The organism is Mesotoga sp. UBA5557, from assembly GCF_002425715.1.
Lineage (GTDB): Bacteria > Thermotogota > Thermotogae > Petrotogales > Kosmotogaceae > Mesotoga.
On record NZ_DIMV01000005.1, the window covers coordinates 43,707 to 59,616 of the forward strand.

23 protein-coding genes and 2 pseudogenes are annotated in these 15,910 nt (G+C 45.0%); 9 read left to right on the top strand and 16 right to left on the bottom strand.

The window, feature by feature from the left end:
• Nucleotides 1-254: 254 nt before the first annotated feature.
• A complete protein-coding gene (locus tag B3157_RS00475) occupies nt 255-422 on the top strand; it encodes a hypothetical protein (protein WP_292587969.1) in 168 nt (55 codons plus the stop codon).
• Nucleotides 423-433: 11 nt separating this feature from the next.
• The gene (locus tag B3157_RS00480) at nt 434-610 is read left to right on the top strand and encodes a hypothetical protein (RefSeq protein ID WP_292587971.1); all 177 of its coding nucleotides are present in this window, start codon (nt 434-436) and stop codon (nt 608-610) included.
• Between the two features lie 605 nt (nt 611-1,215).
• On the opposite strand, the gene B3157_RS00485 is transcribed toward B3157_RS00480, so the two are convergent.
• The 7 genes from B3157_RS00485 to B3157_RS00515 form a co-directional block, all read right to left on the bottom strand.
• Nucleotides 1,216-1,383, bottom strand: a complete 168-nt coding sequence (locus B3157_RS00485; protein WP_214060835.1) for a hypothetical protein — start codon at nt 1,381-1,383, stop codon at nt 1,216-1,218.
• 19 nt (nt 1,384-1,402) lie between these two features.
• Nucleotides 1,403-1,849 (bottom strand): HD-GYP domain-containing protein, encoded by a 447-nt coding sequence (locus tag B3157_RS00490; RefSeq protein ID WP_292587974.1) that lies wholly within the window; start codon nt 1,847-1,849, stop codon nt 1,403-1,405.
• A 26-nt stretch (nt 1,850-1,875) separates the two neighbouring features.
• The gene (locus B3157_RS00495) at nt 1,876-2,343 is read right to left on the bottom strand and encodes a PAS domain-containing protein (RefSeq protein WP_292587976.1); all 468 of its coding nucleotides are present in this window, start codon (nt 2,341-2,343) and stop codon (nt 1,876-1,878) included.
• Nucleotides 2,340-2,921, bottom strand: coding sequence for a GAF domain-containing protein (locus B3157_RS00500; protein ID WP_292587978.1), 582 nt, complete (start codon nt 2,919-2,921; stop codon nt 2,340-2,342). Before B3157_RS00500 ends, B3157_RS00495 begins: the two co-directional genes overlap by 4 nt.
• A complete protein-coding gene (locus tag B3157_RS00505) occupies nt 2,903-3,109 on the bottom strand; it encodes a hypothetical protein (protein WP_292587980.1) in 207 nt (68 codons plus the stop codon). Before B3157_RS00505 ends, B3157_RS00500 begins: the two co-directional genes overlap by 19 nt.
• Nucleotides 3,110-3,128: 19 nt before the next feature.
• Nucleotides 3,129-3,821 carry a PAS domain-containing protein gene (locus B3157_RS00510; RefSeq protein ID WP_292587982.1) on the bottom strand — a complete coding sequence of 231 codons (693 nt, stop codon included), beginning with the start codon at nt 3,819-3,821 and terminating at the stop codon, nt 3,129-3,131.
• Between the two features lie 231 nt (nt 3,822-4,052).
• The gene (locus tag B3157_RS00515) at nt 4,053-6,389 is read right to left on the bottom strand and encodes a sensor domain-containing diguanylate cyclase (protein ID WP_292587984.1); all 2,337 of its coding nucleotides are present in this window, start codon (nt 6,387-6,389) and stop codon (nt 4,053-4,055) included.
• An 81-nt stretch (nt 6,390-6,470) separates the two neighbouring features.
• Here B3157_RS00515 and B3157_RS12785 point away from each other — a divergent pair.
• Together B3157_RS12785 and B3157_RS00520 are read left to right on the top strand one after the other, a co-directional pair.
• Nucleotides 6,471-6,566: pseudogene (locus B3157_RS12785) on the top strand (magnesium transporter); the annotation flags it as partial.
• A 151-nt stretch (nt 6,567-6,717) separates the two neighbouring features.
• Complete coding sequence (locus tag B3157_RS00520) at nt 6,718-7,959, top strand: serine dehydratase subunit alpha family protein (RefSeq protein ID WP_214060471.1); 1,242 nt, start codon at nt 6,718-6,720, stop codon at nt 7,957-7,959.
• 254 nt (nt 7,960-8,213) lie between these two features.
• On the opposite strand, the pseudogene B3157_RS00525 reads toward B3157_RS00520, so the two are convergent.
• From B3157_RS00525 to B3157_RS00540, 4 genes and pseudogenes are all read right to left on the bottom strand, one after another.
• Nucleotides 8,214-8,555, bottom strand: a pseudogene (locus B3157_RS00525) (pyridoxal-phosphate dependent enzyme); the annotation flags it as partial.
• Nucleotides 8,556-8,685: 130 nt separating this feature from the next.
• The gene (locus B3157_RS00530; RefSeq protein WP_414674269.1) at nt 8,686-8,904 is read right to left on the bottom strand and encodes a hypothetical protein; all 219 of its coding nucleotides are present in this window, start codon (nt 8,902-8,904) and stop codon (nt 8,686-8,688) included.
• Nucleotides 8,901-9,272, bottom strand: coding sequence for a pyridoxal-phosphate dependent enzyme (locus B3157_RS00535; protein ID WP_292587989.1), 372 nt, complete (start codon nt 9,270-9,272; stop codon nt 8,901-8,903). Before B3157_RS00535 ends, B3157_RS00530 begins: the two co-directional genes overlap by 4 nt.
• 183 nt (nt 9,273-9,455) lie before the next feature.
• Nucleotides 9,456-10,478 carry a sugar kinase gene (locus B3157_RS00540; RefSeq protein ID WP_292587991.1) on the bottom strand — a complete coding sequence of 341 codons (1,023 nt, stop codon included), beginning with the start codon at nt 10,476-10,478 and terminating at the stop codon, nt 9,456-9,458.
• 339 nt (nt 10,479-10,817) lie between these two features.
• Here B3157_RS00540 and B3157_RS00545 point away from each other — a divergent pair, with 339 nt between their 5' ends.
• The 5 genes from B3157_RS00545 to B3157_RS00565 are packed head-to-tail and all read left to right on the top strand — an operon-like array spanning nt 10,818 to nt 13,312.
• Nucleotides 10,818-11,291: a MurR/RpiR family transcriptional regulator gene (locus B3157_RS00545; RefSeq protein WP_292587993.1), complete on the top strand. Its 474-nt coding sequence runs from the start codon at nt 10,818-10,820 to the stop codon at nt 11,289-11,291.
• A gap of 6 nt (nt 11,292-11,297) precedes the next feature.
• Entirely contained in the window at nt 11,298-11,666 is a 369-nt protein-coding gene (locus tag B3157_RS00550) for a MurR/RpiR family transcriptional regulator (protein ID WP_292588009.1), read from the top strand.
• 14 nt (nt 11,667-11,680) lie between these two features.
• Nucleotides 11,681-11,872: a dihydrodipicolinate synthase family protein gene (locus tag B3157_RS00555; protein ID WP_292587995.1), complete on the top strand. Its 192-nt coding sequence runs from the start codon at nt 11,681-11,683 to the stop codon at nt 11,870-11,872.
• Nucleotides 11,844-12,425: a dihydrodipicolinate synthase family protein gene (locus B3157_RS00560; RefSeq protein ID WP_292587997.1), complete on the top strand. Its 582-nt coding sequence runs from the start codon at nt 11,844-11,846 to the stop codon at nt 12,423-12,425. Before B3157_RS00555 ends, B3157_RS00560 begins: the two co-directional genes overlap by 29 nt.
• The gene (locus B3157_RS00565) at nt 12,353-13,312 is read left to right on the top strand and encodes a tripartite tricarboxylate transporter permease (RefSeq protein ID WP_292588011.1); all 960 of its coding nucleotides are present in this window, start codon (nt 12,353-12,355) and stop codon (nt 13,310-13,312) included. The genes B3157_RS00560 and B3157_RS00565 overlap by 73 nt, the downstream gene beginning before the upstream one ends.
• Before the next feature lie 60 nt (nt 13,313-13,372).
• Here B3157_RS00565 and B3157_RS00570 read toward each other — a convergent pair whose 3' ends face one another.
• From B3157_RS00570 to B3157_RS00590, 5 genes are all read right to left on the bottom strand, one after another.
• A complete protein-coding gene (locus tag B3157_RS00570) occupies nt 13,373-13,651 on the bottom strand; it encodes a DUF427 domain-containing protein (RefSeq protein WP_292587999.1) in 279 nt (92 codons plus the stop codon).
• A gap of 273 nt (nt 13,652-13,924) precedes the next feature.
• On the bottom strand, nt 13,925-14,113 hold the full coding sequence (locus B3157_RS00575) for a hypothetical protein (protein ID WP_292588001.1): 189 nt from the start codon (nt 14,111-14,113) through the stop codon (nt 13,925-13,927).
• 148 nt (nt 14,114-14,261) lie between these two features.
• Entirely contained in the window at nt 14,262-14,411 is a 150-nt protein-coding gene (locus B3157_RS00580; RefSeq protein WP_292588003.1) for a hypothetical protein, read from the bottom strand.
• Nucleotides 14,412-14,419: 8 nt separating this feature from the next.
• Nucleotides 14,420-14,728 carry a hypothetical protein gene (locus B3157_RS00585; protein WP_292588005.1) on the bottom strand — a complete coding sequence of 103 codons (309 nt, stop codon included), beginning with the start codon at nt 14,726-14,728 and terminating at the stop codon, nt 14,420-14,422.
• A 132-nt stretch (nt 14,729-14,860) separates the two neighbouring features.
• A partial coding sequence (locus tag B3157_RS00590) for an HD-GYP domain-containing protein (protein ID WP_292588007.1) occupies nt 14,861-15,910 on the bottom strand: 1,050 nt, incomplete at its 5' end.

The following is a 15,910-nucleotide window of genomic DNA, read 5'->3' on the forward strand; positions in this document are numbered from 1 at the left end:
TATATTACTCATTAACCCAATCCAAGAAACTCTTTACCAAAGACCTGAAATTCTCGCTACCGGCTCCATATATCTTCTTTTTTGCGAACCAAACTCCACCTTTGATACATAAGCGAGAGCCACTTCTAGGTCGCTACCATACTGGTTTTTCCCACTGCAAACGAGAAGTCATCACAATCCGATAATGAGGCTGTTCTTTACTACCTCTAGATAGAAAGAGTCGTGTGGAATCTATCTTTGATGAGAGGCGAAAGATGAGAATAATCGCTTTGCTTATGTACGCAACAGCGATTGTTTGCACAACTCTCGCTTTTTCGGGAAGTTTTGAGACGACAAGAACCGAAGAAATCAACGGTGTTATCAGAGTATCTGAAGGATTAGTCATGATCAGTCTTTCGAGAAATGCGATGAGCCATATATAGAGACTCTTGTTTTGAAGATCGATTTCTCGGCTGAAGTCTTGTGGGTAAAGGAGTACGGAACTCCCGGAGATGATATCGGCAGATGCCTAACCGTCACTGGCGAATGGCCTGTCGAGATTCAAGTTGATCCTGAAACTCCCATCAAGAACTTTCTTAGTCATGTTCAAAGAAAGAATAGCCAGACTTAGCGGCATCTCTACAAGAAAGCTTACGATACCTTCAACTTGAGCCTATTCAGAAGCTGAGACAACGGTTCTTATCTCTGACCGCCAAGATAGAAAACAGTCCCAGTCTCAACCTGCCACTTTGTCAATAGGAATCTTATTGTCAAATCTGCATTCAAAACCATCTGAACTCGCGAGAGACTCTTGTGACTCCCCCCACTGCCTCATAGGGCATTAAGAAATACGCGGTACCAGCTGTGTAACTCGCAGCTTTAATTCCAGGAATGATCAAACAGGTATTTGCTCTTCCCTTTCTTCTCAACATTCCCCTACTATCTTCTAGAATGGTCCAGTCACCAGGGATACAGCACCCAACTCATATGAAACGGAGAGTATCAGGAGTTGCATCTACTTCTCGGTTATTCACGGCCTTCAACAAAACGATCATCGAAATGGGGTTCCTGAATGATCCCTGAAAAAAGGAAAAGTAAGACCAATTCGCATACCTATTCTAAGAAAAACCGGATGGAAAAGTCTCGTGGCCTGCTAGCCAAAGGGTTACTCATGAAGGAGAGTAACCTCTTCAGGACGGATGAAGATCTATAGAACTCTTATGGCTACGATCGTTTCTAAAACAGTGTAAGGATCTTTGAAAGCAGCCATATCACAGCAAAGACCAAGAGCCCGACAAAAGCAAGGCTGAAGATAACACGCAGACCAAACAAAGCAAGCTTCACAGCAAGACCTAAAAAAACCAACCCTCCGAAAATCGCAAGAATCAGTATCGCTACATCCATGCCATTACCTCCATATCACCTAGAGTTTACAGTAGTCAGACTTTTCAATGTTGAACCCGGCTTCTATTACATCAATACAGACAGATACGACCTCTTTGTCATAGAGTATCCCCGAGTTCTTTATTATCTCTTCGATTCCTTCCCCAACACCTTTTGATGCCCTATATGGTCTGCGTGACACCATAGCTTCCACCAAATAGGCGACAGCCATGATTTTGGATTCCAACGAGAGTTCAGATCCTGCGAGGCCTTCAGGACAACTGGTTCCGTTGACCCTCTCGTGATGATGCTTAACGATCTCGGCTATTGGACCTCCCAACTTCACATCGCGAAGGATTTCATAACCTATCACTGGATGGCGTTTTATCAAAGACCACTCCAGATCGGTTAGCTTTCCAGGCTCAGATAGAATCTCAGCCGGAATAGAAACCTTTCCCACATCGTGAAGCAGACCGACGATTCTCACAGCTCTGACGGAATCTTCTCCAAGCCTCAGTCTCTCTGTGTTGCGGTTGCCAATCGACTAACATTATCCTGGTGACCGGCAGTATAGGGATCTCTTACTTCTACTACTTTGCTAACCAACTCAACTGCTCCTTCTAGAGCAACGTTTACCTGCCTAAGAGCTCCCGCCAGCTTGCTTTTTGCGGCGAGCGCTTCTGTAATGTCCACAACAATCAGGATAAGCATTTCCAACCCAGGAGAACCTAGAGGCGAGGCAAAGATCTCAACATCTATGACAGTACCGCTTGCTTGTCTTTGTCGGGTAACCGCATGAAGCGTCTCTCCAGTGGCTAGTCTTCCTACTTCTGCCAACGCCTTGCTATCCGTTGCGAGATCCCAAATGGAAAGCTTTTTCAGTTCGTCAATTGAGAACTCGTAAAACTCGCAGGCTGCAGCATTTGCATCGATAATGGCTCTCGTAGGTGGATCTAGAAGCAGCATAACCGCTCCGTTCATTCTGAAGAAGTCTCCATAACGCTGCTCGCGGTAATCAGCTCGTCTTCTTCATGTGCAAGCGCAAGCATATCCCCGACGGATGCAACAAATTGCTTCTCATCAGGAGTCCATTCTCTCTTTGTATTCATGTCACAAAAAAGAGAGCCGATTATACTACCCCTTCTCTTCAAAGGAATGTCGATCAATGATCGTACTCTGACTTTCTTAAGACTATCGATGAACGGACTAATTCCCTCAATCTCAAGATTTGGCACACTCAGAATCCTGTCTTGTCTAATCAGATCTAGATATTCATTTGCATACTCTCTGTTCATTGCGCGGTGTTTCTCTGCATTGACTTTATCTTTCTTGACATCAAAGCTGATTACAAGTTGAATTTCTCCGAGATCGGTCAGCATATACACCCCTACTCGATCTACCTGCAGAAAAGAACCCACAATCTCAACAGCTTTCTTCATGAATTCATCAAGCAAAGAATCCTTCCCACCTGCTGCTTTCGAAAGCTCCAAGAGATGACTGTGCGCTTCGTCCTTGAATTCCTGAAGTCTCATGGCTTCAGTTACGTCGTAACAAAGCATACAACCTCTCCTGAAGGTAGTCTATATATGTAATTCGTCCACCAGCCCTCGCTCTCTTCCATGTGATACTTCTCAGCTTCAACCTTCTCTGGTATACCAGTCTCCCAGGCTCCCTTAAGCGCTTCATACAGTTTGGTTCTTTCGATACCTTGAAAGACGGCCTTCAATTCTCTGCCAGTGGGTTTCAAACCATCTTCTTTCCTCTCGCTACTTGGAGATTTGAAGTCTTTCAGGAAGAAAGTCTCGCCATCTACACTTGTTAGAATCAGAAGACCACCATCCATCTTCTCTATCAGTTCGCGATATCTGGCTTCGCTCTGAATGATCTGATCTTCTGTCTTTCTTATCCTCAGTGATGTCTCTAAAGATCAGTATTATCCCGGCAGTCTCCCCATCTTCCCTTGTTATGGGTGCTGCCGAATCAGCGATTGAATAAATCTTCCCATTCTTGGATCTTAGTCCTGTGTGATTTACCAACCCTGTTTTCTTACCTGTTTTCAGAACGAACTCCACGGGAATCTCGGCAGGTTCTCCAGTATCTTCACCGAAGATATCCATGATCTCTCCAACCCTCTTGCCGACTATCTTGTCTTCATTCAGACCGATTAGGTTACATGCAACCTCATTTGCAAATGTCACTATTTTGAACTCGTCTGTCGAAAGGACAGCATCTCCTATACTTGAAAGCGTAACTCTACAACGTTCTTCGCTTTCACGAAGAGCTCTCATCGATTCTATTCTTTGAAGAATCTTCCCGAGTCGTTCCGCCAACGAAAGTACGATCTGACCCCCTTCATAAAGAAAAGCTATCTCTCCCTCTCCGCGATAGAATACAGAGATGCTTCCAACCTCTTTTCCTCTAATCCTTATTGGTTCGCGAATGAAACGTTCGCTCTTCATGAAGACCTCTGATACGAAGACCCTATCTCTAAGAGAATCGCCGCACAAGTATTTTCTGGTTCAAGAAATGCGTCGGGTAACATCCTTAGAAGTCCCTTCAGTATTTGCTCGGGTGAATCCTCTGCTTCATTCACAAGTCGCGAGAAGTTGTGTAGGAGACTCAGTTCTTTCTTCCTCTCTCTTAACTGCGCTTCGACACTAAGCTTTTCACTCATAGTCTACCATTCCCTGCTAGCCATTGCCCGGTCCCCCGGTTACTCGATTTCCTCCGCGCCACTTTGATGTATACAGATTTCTGTCCGCCCTCTTAATCATATCTTCGAGTTCGTTTTCGTGTCCTTCCAGAGAGGCTGTTCCAAGGCTTGCTTTCACATCGATAGGCGTACCGTTGAAAACGATTTCCGATTCTTCAAGTGAATGACATATCCTAAGCGCTGCCTCTTCTGTTCTTTGCGCATCCGTCATCGGCAAGAGAACAATGAATTCGTCGCCGCCGTATCTACCGAAAATGTCGGCTGCCCGAAGAATCCTGTTGCAAATCTGCGCCACTCTCTTCAAAACGAAGTCTCCTGCTAAATGACCGAGGTTGTCATTCAATTTCTTGAAATTATCTATATCGAACATTATGAGCCCCATATCTGTTCCGTATCGCTTAGATTTTTCGATTTCTCTCTCTCCAAGCTCGAACAACCCACGCCTATTATAAATACCGGTGAGGTAGTCCCTTATTGAGAGCTCTCTTACCTCTTCATGGAGTCGAGCGTTGTTTATCCCTATCGCGGCAATATCTGCAAAGGCCTTCAAGGCCTCCAGATGACGGATCTTGAAGGCCTCCGCTTCCTCACTGTCCACTGCGATCATCCCGATTGGCTCATCTTCAATAATCAGAGGTACACCCATCCACGATTTGATAAAGAAGAAATCCGGTTTGTTGAACTGCGGGTATTTCTTCTGAGCGTCAGCAGCAAGAACTATCAGTTTGTTCTTCACTACGTCGAAACCTGGACTTCCCTCCTCCATAGTGAATCTTGTACCAACAAAACAGTCTCTGCCCGGCCAGCTGCCTCCTACTATGAGAAGCTCGTCCCCGTCGACAAGTTCAACTGCGGCGCTGTAAAACGGAATAACTTGCCTAAGACCTTCAACGATAGATTCAATTACTGTCCTCATGTTCAAGTCCCTTGTAATCGCCTCTGTTGCCTTTCTTAAGGACTCTGAGGTGATGTGATTCCTCTTTGTGATAACAAGGTTCTTAATTTTGCTAAGTGAGAGCGATATCGTTGTGCCGACCAATCTGTAAAGGTCTATGCTTTCCTCTGTGAGACCAGTTACTCTTTCTGTAAGACTCTCAAAAGTTCCTACAATTTCATCGTTTGACTCAAGAGCTATGCAGACGTATCTTGACTCCTTCCCTTCAACTATCAGATTATCTACGAAGAAGTGGTTGCTGATAAGCTTACCGAACACTCTTTCGTCCGTTCTCACGTTTGTCGGAAAGACTTCGGTGTCTCCTCGTGAAACCTCGAGATCAAAGGGCTCTTCTTCGCTAAAGGTAATCCGACAACCTACAACTCCCTTTTCTTCGTAGGCTCGGTTTGCAATCTTAGAGGCAGCTTCCTGAAGGTTATCTCCGCTCAGGACGAGAACGTACAAGTCGTTCATGAAAAGCATCATACTGTCTCTTGCTTTCAGCTCCGCTTGAAGCTTCATCTCGTCCGTAACTTCTCTTGACGACATGGTCCAACTTGCGATATTTTCCCCCTCGAACAACGGGCTTACTGCCGTCTCCATCCAAATTACCTGACCACTCTTCGTTCTTGCTCTGTACCTGAACGAACCGTGTCTCTTCTCTCGAAAAAGTGCTTTCGATTCTGCAATAACCCTTTCAACATCGTTCTTTTCGACAAGATTAAGCGCATTGGTACCTAAAAGCTCTTCTGGGGAGTACTCCATAGTACTTAAAACGGAAGGTGACACATACTTGAAAATCAAGCGTTGATCCGCAACTGCTAGAATGTCAAGAACATTTCCTTCGAAGTTTTTCAGCAGTTCATCGCTTCTCAAAAGCCTCTCTTGAAGAGCCAACTCACAGTCTTCATGATGATCTTCAGTGATACGCCCTCTTGCCTCTAGTAGAATTGAACAAAGTACCAATTTGAGGAACCTCTTCTCCTCTTCCTTCCACTCTCTGCTCTTTGAATCAGCTCCGCATACAAGAATTAATCTACATTGTCCTGCAGAATAATCTATCGTCATAGAGTTCTCTGTGATCTCCGAAGTATTGCCGGGAAGCCTTGCTTCGATGGTCTTCTTAAGGCTATAGATCTCGCCACTCTCTACTCTTCCGTTCCCCACTCTAATAACATCAGAGGCTTCACTTCTCCATTCGCAGACTGGCTCGATAGAATATGAGCCCTTTGGGGAGCTTTCGACCTTAAAAAGGTGCAGACTATCTGCAGATATGGATCTGCCCGCTATCATAAGAGCCTCAAAGCGTCTCCCGCCAGAAGTAATGATCTCAGTGATCTGCTCTAATGAAGTGAAAAGATCAGAGAAATTGGCTCTCATAGCTTCCACCAACTACAGAAAAGACGGTTGATCGTCATAAATTAATTATATATCATCGCAACTCCAAGACCAAATAAATCTCTTGATCCTGCGGTCGCCAGTAGTCCTCTCATTACAACCGTTGTCGATGCAACTGGACTTTTCATCTACTTCAGCGTTGCAACGCTTCTTCTATAGCTTCCGCTTGGATGAGAATGCTTCAGATCCTCTACGATCCAATGATCACAATACGTATATTGCTCTATAGGTAATAACGTGAAAGGATCATCGTGTCACCTCAGACTTGAGGGCGGTGATAGACTTGATTATCTGGACGAGGAGGTGTTGAATGCGTTTTCTCGAAGAGTACCTTGAAACTGAGGTGAAGCCTGCACTCGGATGCACTGAGCCCGGCGCGGTCGCCTTCTGCACAGCAACAGCGGCAAGCAAACTGGAAGGTAGCATTAGAAGAATTAGCGTTGTAACAAGTGTGAGTGTCTACAAGAACGGAATGTATGTTGGAATACCTGGGACCAACGAGAAGGGAAATGAGTTTGCGGCTGCGTTGGGAGCTATTTGTGGAGATGCTGCTCTCCAGCTGGAAGCGCTTAAGCCATGCCGAATTGAGTCAGTGGAGTCTGCCAGAAAGTTGATTGAGGACCGCGCAGTCTCCGTTAGGTGCGATCCTGATCGTACTGGGGTGTTTATACAAGCGGTCGTAGAAGATGAGAACCATGTAGTGCGGTGCACGATATCCGGTAGTCACACCAATGTCTCGATGATCGAGATCGATGGAATGCCTCTCCCAATTGAGGAGCAGGCAATACCTTCTGCCACAATTGATTTCACTCCTGATGAAGTTTTTGATTCGGTCGAAGCAATGAACAACAGAGAGATAGGTAAGATCTTTGAAGGGATAGATATGAATCTTGATATCGCAAGATTTGGACTTGATAAAATCTTGTCTTCAAGAGAAGGCAGTAGTTACAACGAAGATGGTCTTGGATATAAGATTCGAAGATACTGTCTTGCAGCATCGGCTGCGAGAATGTCCGGTGCTCCGCTTCCAGTAATGAGTAGCGGAGGAAGCGGGAATCAGGGAATAGTTACGACTCTCCCTGTTGCGCTCACGGGTCTGCACTTTGAGAAAAGGAAGGAGGATATCGCTAAAGCAGTTGCCATAAGCCACCTGTTTTCCGGCTATATCAAGAAAAAGTTGGGAAGGGTAGCCCCGATCTGTGGATGTGTAACAGCTGCCGGAACGGGGGCAACAGCGGGCATAGTATATCTTCTTGGAGGATCAAGACAGCACATTGAACAGGCAATGCTTACAATCCTTTCGAGCACAACGGGAATAATGTGTGATGGTGCCAAAGAAGGCTGCGCCCTGAAGGCAGGCCTTGGAGGACATGAAGCCTATTGTTCCGCGATGCTTTCACTGAACAACCTTGGAATCGACTCAGATCAGGGTTTCATAGCTCCAACTCTAGACAGATCTATTGAGAATATACAGCTTCTGCTCTCCAAAGGGATGTCGAACATCGATTCCGCAATAGTCGAGGTTCTTGAAAACAGAAAGAATAGGATGTGATAGCACCGACAATTAACTCAGGTCGATTTTCGAATGAGAATAAATCAACTAGACTTCTTGCGGGAAAATACCGGTGAACCTCTCGCGCCAAAGCGATGATTCTTCGAGAGCCAGGGCTCTGGAGCGTTATTGCGCGACTCCTTCATGAAACCACGATTCTCTAGTCTAATTTGCCCGAGAATGTACGATAACTGTTTCAGCTCATTGTCCAGGCTGCTCCAGACTTCCTTGAGAGTTCCGTCTTTACGACTTTCTTAATTCTCATCTATGGCTCTTTTAAGCTCAGAACTGTCTCTTCCGACAATCTTCGAATGAGCATGGACTGATTTGAAAGCCGAAATGGTTTTCAGCCCAGTCCCAGTTATTATTGCAACGGCAGAATCACCTTTACCAACTATTCCAGCTCGATGGGCTTTGATAAATCCTGCAACAGACGCAGCTCCGGTTGGTTCGGCAAACAGGCCTTCGTACTTCGCCAACAGCTTAACTGCCTTTACCATCTCTTCATCAGACACAGAGAGTGCAAATCCGTTAGAGCTAAATATGGCCTCAAGTGCCAAATCGCCGTCGAGAGAATAAGGCACACCTATCACAGTTGCACTCGTATTCGGGTACTCTCACCTCTCGATCCTGTCGCTTCCTCCTCTGAATGCCCCAACCACCGGTGCGCATCCTTCTGGTTAACGATCAAGATTCTCGGAACCTTGTCAATAATCCCAGCGTTCCTCAATTTCGTGAAGCCTTTCCAGGTTGCGGCTGCAAAACTGGCGCCACTGCCGGAACTATCACCCAATCGGGGGTGTTTTGCCCAAAGTCCTCTGCTATTTCAAAGGCGGCGTTTTTTGTCCCTTCGATATGGTATGGGTTTACCGAAGTCGCCGTTGTCAGGTTTTCCCAGTTGGAAGAAGCAGTGAGCTCTTCTATCAGATCTATACATTCGCTCACACTACTATCCCTAACCAGAACAAGTCTCGCGCCGAATAACATCGCCTGAGTATTTCTTTCGACCGGTGTGTGTTGTCCGGCATTACTACAATACACTCGAGACCTAATCTAGCGGAATATGCGGCAACTGCCGGCCCCGCATTGCCATCTGAAGCAACATCGATAGCCTCAACTCCGCTCTCAAGAGTTTTGGCGACTTCAAGGGTAGCCGGGCGATCTTTGTTAGTACCCGTGCAATTCTGTGTTTCATCCTTCAGGAAGAGTCTTCCCGAAAAGCCAAGCGTCCTAGGGAGTCTTTGACTTTCATTCAACGGAGTACCACCCTCTCCGAGGGTCACAATGGATCGCAGATCGCTAACTGGCAGCAATCGATGAAACCTCCAGAGTCCACGGATACCCCTTTCGGAAAAATCAGAAGGAGCTACCCTCCAACTCTTTCGTACATATACTTGAGCGTTCTTCTACACTCCGGACAGCGTGCTAACCGCTTCGAATTACTGTGCTCAAAACCACATCTGTCGCACCTTTGCAGGTAGTCTTGGGTCTCCATCCTATCTGACTACTCTTCCCGAGGTATTTCCTCCAAGTAGTTTCTCAACCTCATCTCTGGAAACGATGTTGAAGTCTCCCTTTATTGTGTGCTTCAGACAGGAAGCGGCCACACCAAATTCAAGCGCTTTCCTTGGCTCCCACGAGCTGTCAAGTCCAAAGATAAGTCCCGCAGCAAATGCGTCTCCTCCTCCGACACGGTCAAGTATGTTTATGTCGTATTTCGTTGAAAGCAAGAACTCTTCACCGTATAGAAGAGAGGCCGACCATCTGTTGAAATTCGCGTTAATACTCTCCCTAAGAGAAATCGCAACCGCCTTCAGATCAAACCTTTTCTTGAGTTTCTTTGCGACATCTTTGTAACCTTCAACACTCAGGCGACCATCGCTCACGTCTGTGTCTTCGGCTCTAATACCGAAGACAGATTCGCTGTCCTCTTCATTCGCAAAGAGAACATCGACATATTTCATCAGCTCAGTCATCACTTTCTTCGCCTTTTCCTTGGTCCAAAGCCTCGCTCTGTAGTTTAGATCGCATGAAACAGTTATTCCTCTTAACTTTGCCTCCTTTAGAGCAATCTCACAAATGGCGATCAACCGGTCACTTAAAGCCGGAGTGATACCAGTAAAGTGGAACCAAGACGCTCCATCGAAGATCTCTTCCCACGAGAAATCTTCGGGTTTGGAGTTCGAAAAAACCGAGTCGTCGCGGTCGTAGATCACTTTTGAAGGCCTTTGAGAGTAACCGGGTTCGTAGAAGTACTTGCCTAATCTACCGCTACCTTTCAGAACATGACTGGTGTCCACCCCATGAATCGAAATGTTTCCCTTGGCCGCATCTCCGAACTGATCGTCCGATACTTTCGAGACGAAGCAGCTCTTACCTCCATAACGCGCAATCGCGACAGCAACATTAGCCTCCGCCCCCCCATAGACAACCTCGAAGTTCTTAGTTTGCTCAAACCTCTCTCCTAATGGAGTTGCAAGTCGCATCATTATTTCCCCAAAAGTCACAACAGTAGACACTGTCAATCCTCCTCCTATCAATACATGACTATATGAATCTACAGATTTCAACGCCTAACCTGTCCATCACTACAACCAGGGAAAGTTGGCAATCGATTCCTACAAAGATAATAGCACGACAGTTTTGGAAGAACTGTGCAAGAATCGCCAGAATCTCGGATCATGAAAAAAATTTTTTCTGATGATTGCACCCCATTGAATTCAAGCTGATGAGCAAAATCGGCATTATGTGCTCCCTATTACTCATAATCGTCAATGACATTCTCTAAGTCGACTTGGGCAAATCTAAAAATCGTGATAGATCATAGTACTTCGCTTTTTCTATCTAGGGTGATTCAATTGGGAAATCTTCTTGACAGAATTGCAAGGGAAAGCGTTGATTTCACTCCAACAATGAAGAGGATAGCGGATGCGATTCTTCAAAATCCCTCCGAAACAGTAAATCTTTCGATAACTCAGCTAATGAATAGATCGAAAGTGGGAAGTGAATCAACAGTAGTGAGGTTTTACAGACAGCTAGGATATGAAAGCTTTCATGAATTCAAAGTCACTCTTGCCTCGGAAATCGCTGGATCGTCCTTCTATCACCCTTACGAAGACATCACAATAGAAGATTCACCGTCAGATGTCGTGAGAAAAATCTTCAACGGCTGCATTATGGCTTTAAGAGCAAACACCAAAAGCTCTATCGGAAAAATGATACCCGATGCAGTCGATCTGATCGAACAATGCAGAAGAATAATCTGCATCGGTTACGGAGTATCGGGATCGATAGCAAACAATCTGTCTTTCAAATTGAATCTTCTCGGTTAGGATGCTATTTATTGCCCCGATTCACATACGAATGCTGTCACTCTTTCTAAGCTCAAGAAAAACGACTGTGTCTTCGCAATATCTCATTCGGGAGAAAGCAAAGACGTGGTTTTACCGTTGCAGAAAGTGGAAAACTCTGTAAGAATCATCGCCTTGACGGGATTTGGGGATTCAACATTAGCCAAAATAGCAGATCTTAGCATTATTGCATCTGTACCAGAAGAAATGAATTTGAGGACCGACGCAATAGTCTCCAGATGTGTTCAGATGGTTGTAGTGGATTCTCTCTTCGCTTGCCTTGCAGTAAGCGAAGGTGAGCAGTCGCTCGACACTCTTTCATTATCAAGAAGATCTTTATCATATCTTAAGTTTTGATCAGGAGGTACAACATGGGTGCTTTCAAAGGAATAATACCACCGGTGCTAACTACTTTCGACTCAGAGGGAAAGATTGACGAGAAGAGATACCTCAATCTCATAGACTTCCTTTCCAAGAAGGTTCATGGCCTTTTCGTTTACGGAACCTATGGATCAGGACCACTCATGACAGTGAATGAAAGAAAGTCACGGAACTTGCAGTAAGAGGAGCTGCCGACAGAGTTCCGGTTATTTCTCATATAGGAGCAGCAATCCAGAAGACATTTTCGAACTCGCTAGACATGCCAAACATGTGGGAGCAAAAGCGGTAGCCACAGTTGTTCCATTCTACTTTCCCTATTCTCAGGCAGACATAATCAGGTTTTTCAAGAGACTGATAGAGGTGTCTGAGCTTCCCGTCTTCATTTACAACAACCCAAAGACGACAGGCGTAACAATCGATGTCGAGACACTGAAGAACCTTAACGAAACAGGGCTTTACGGTATAAAAGACAGCACGTTTGATCTTCCATACTTCTACGGCGTCAAATTTAGCATGGATATGAATGACTTTTGTTATATAAGCGGTACCGAAGCCTTCATTATCCCTTCAGTGCCGTTAGGTGCTGATGCCGCGATTTGCGGTCTTGCGAACGCCCTTCCCGAACCGGTAGTCGAACTGTACAACGAGACGATAAAAGGAGAATTCAAGAAAGCCCTAGAGCTCCAGTTAAGAGTCAACAAGTTACGAGATGTTCAGCATTATGCCCAGTTATGATTGGGCTCTTCGGCATTTCTGAAGTATTGAAGCGTGTTCAACAAGGCGCTTCAAAGCTGCAGCTACCTCCAATTACAGAGAAGGTGAAGATATCTCCGCTCGAAGCTCTTCGAATAATCTGGCAGAACAAGTGGACGCTTATTAAGTCTGCATTTGTCGGCACCTTCGTTGGCGCACTGCCGGGAGCTGGAGCAGATATTGCAGCATGGATGGCGTATGGAGTGGAAAAAAAGACATCGCGAAACAGTGAGGATTTTGGCAAGGGAAACATAAAGGGGGTTATTGCTCCAACAAGCGCAAACAATGCGGCTCTCGGAGGAACATGGATTCCCGCACTTGTTTTCGGCGTTCCCGGAGACACAATAACCGCTATAGTTCTAGGTGCTATGCTCATGTACGGTCTAAAGCCAGGACCACTAATATTCACGGAATCCCCCGATTTGGTGAATGGCGTTTTCAGTATTGCGATTCTTGCGAATATTCTGCTAATTCCGATAGGCTACCTTGGAATAAGGGCTTTCGCCTTCGTTCTGAAGATGAAAACTAGTGTAGTCTTAACAGCAGTAGTGCTCTTCTCAATGATAGGTTCTTTTGCAATAAGAAACAGCTATTTTGATATTTATGTAATGCTGATCTTTGGTCTGATTGGATTCCTTTTTGAAAGGTTATCAGTTCCTTTAGCTCCAATGATACTGGGCTTGATTCTTGGACCGATGGTCGAAGATAATCTAAGAGTTGGCCTTATAAAGACCGGAGGCAGCATGGGTCAGTTTTTCACAAGACCGATTTCACTAGTTCTGTTTATTCTGATAGTGTTGGTCTTTCTGGGCGGTCCCGCCTTGAACCTCTTAAAGAAGGGCTTTTCCAAACACAAAGCAGAAGAGTAGTCTTGTAAGGAAGAACAAATAAGCGATGCCTATGAGCATCGCTTTTCTTCTCCAAATAGTCTACTCAACTCTTACACCTTTCCAAAACGCAACGAAATCCTTGATGTTTGATGCTGCTTCAAGTGGTTCGGGGTAGTACCAGGCAGCGTTCTCGTTCTTCTCGCTGTCAACAATGATGTTGTAATAGTGAGCTTCACCCTTCCAGTGGCATATGGTAGTTAAATCGCTGTGTTCAAGAAGAGCTTTGTTTACTGTCCCGGGAGGAAAGTAGTGATTACCCTCAATTACGATTGTCTGGTTGCTCTCTGCAATGACTATTCCCTTCCAAAGCGCTCTCACGTTAATCACCTCTCATGGATAAACTTATCATTACGCGGTAATTGCCGATGCCTTTTCTCCACTATTATATGATAAAGAATCGTCCGAAGTGACATGATTCAAAGAGTCACTGTTGCTTAGTCGGTCTAGCAAAACTGATTCTGTCCTGAAAGGCTGTTGTATTCTTTTGATCTTCACAGAGATCCGTCGAAAGAATTGGTCTAAGAACTCACTTCGTCAGCACAATTACGATTCTCTTCCAGACATACTGTTCACCAGTAGTGAATGAAATCCTTATCTGGAGTTGATTTCGTTTGTATTCGCATCTCTTATTCCATTCTCAGGAGCTTCATATCCCCAGAATATCTCTCTCCCATTTACGAAAATCGCTCTTGGCAATCCGAACTCTTCCTTGACTCCCTGCTCTTCGATTTCGTGAAGATTGAAAATGACATTTTCTTTGAACTCTTTCACAACTCTCATAACTCTATATGCCTCTATTTCACTGGTTGAGCAGAAACGGTTGAAGAAAAGAAAAGATCAACTACAATCTTCCCTTCAACAGGCTCATAAGTATACTTGCTGACCATTTGTCTCGGTATCTCTGCCTTACTGGATAGAACAAGCGTCATCAATCTCTCGTCCCCGTCTCTAGAGATTTCACGAAAGCCAGCTTCTCAAAGAAAGAGACAGGGAGGTACCATTTCGGATCTGTGTATCCAAATGAGATTACCCCATTTCTTGAAGAACTCCTGGCAATATCAATATCGCTAGACTTCATTCTCTTTCCTACTCCATTATTCTAAAAGTCCCAGTAACAAAGAGACAAGTAATGACAAACAGCTCTCTGCCAACCTGTCCCCAGGGAGAGATCTCAATCGGAAACATGTTTGGGAACCCAACGCGCTTTCCTTTCAGAAGCCCTATCAGAGACACCAGACCGTCCTGCCTTTTCTCCGTGAACCATGGTATTCTTCTTTGAACCGATTCAGATATTTCGCGGTTAATCAACCGTCCACAACCCGCAATGAACTCTAATTCCTCTTCTCCGGCCCCTCTTACTTCAATTACCCTAATCACCTCCAGATAGCACTTCAAAGATGAAGCCTTATCCTCAACGGCTCTCAAAAGAAAGAAAAGGGAGCAAACAGAATAACGAATTCTAGATGACGAAATGTATTGATTTCTGACAGTTTTTGCTGTGGTAATGGAATTTCTAGCAGCTTAGTTTCACAGAAGAAAAAGGTTTTTCGTGTGTTCGATTCTAGTGAAGTCAAGACCTTCGGCAACCAGATCCCTCAGTTTCGTAAATACATATTCATCAAGTAACCCGCTCTGAACTTGACGGACGATTACGTCCAAAGAAGCACCTATAGACATTCCTTTTCGATACGGTCTATCTTCTGTCAATGCCACAAATACGTCTGCAATCATTATAATTTTTGATTCCAGATCGAGTTCGGCTGAACTCTTTCCCCAGGGATAACCACTACTGTCCAATCTTTCATGGTGATTCACTCCCCACTGCAGGAGTCTGTGTTTCTCGATTGCCTCTCTTCCGCCGACTATTAGGTAGGAATCGAAGATGTGGCGCTGCATTATAAAGCTCTCTTCCTTAGTTAGTTTTCCCGGCTTTTCGAGAATGGATATTGGAGTTGCCATCTTTCCAAGGTCGTGAATTTTGGCAGCAAAAAATACTTCCATCGCCCTTTCCTCTCCAAGATGAGCTCTTTCTGCAAGAAGCTTCGAAACATAGGCGATTCTCTCTGTGTGAAAGGTGGTGAACCGGCTCTTAACATCGGTCATGTACTTGATAATGTCTCCCAAAGATTGTAGATCGGAATTACTCAGAGGATTTTCCTCAAGATCCCTTTCAAATTCGTCGTAAAGGGTATTCTCATCTACTACGGTCCACCAGAAGCCCTTCTTTTCCGAGATCTTTTCAAATGCAAACTTCGCTTTCTCTAGAAACTCGTTTGAGTTTACAACTGAGCGTTTGATTGTCTCCATCTGGTTAAAGTCTTTCTTACCAGACAACAGCCGTATGCTCACGGAATCTGCAAGATGTACAACGCTTGCCATTATGTCATGATCGATCTCCGGGTTAAGTAGCATCGAATAATAATGGTGCTTTTCAACCACGTCCGATAGTTCGGAGATATCTTCTATATGCCTTACTATTCTGGCTCCGACTACCGCGTGATTCTCCTGAAGTCCACTGTCAAGAGCCAACCAATTGCTGATAGACGCATTTTCAACACCGAGGGTTCTTTGAACCTG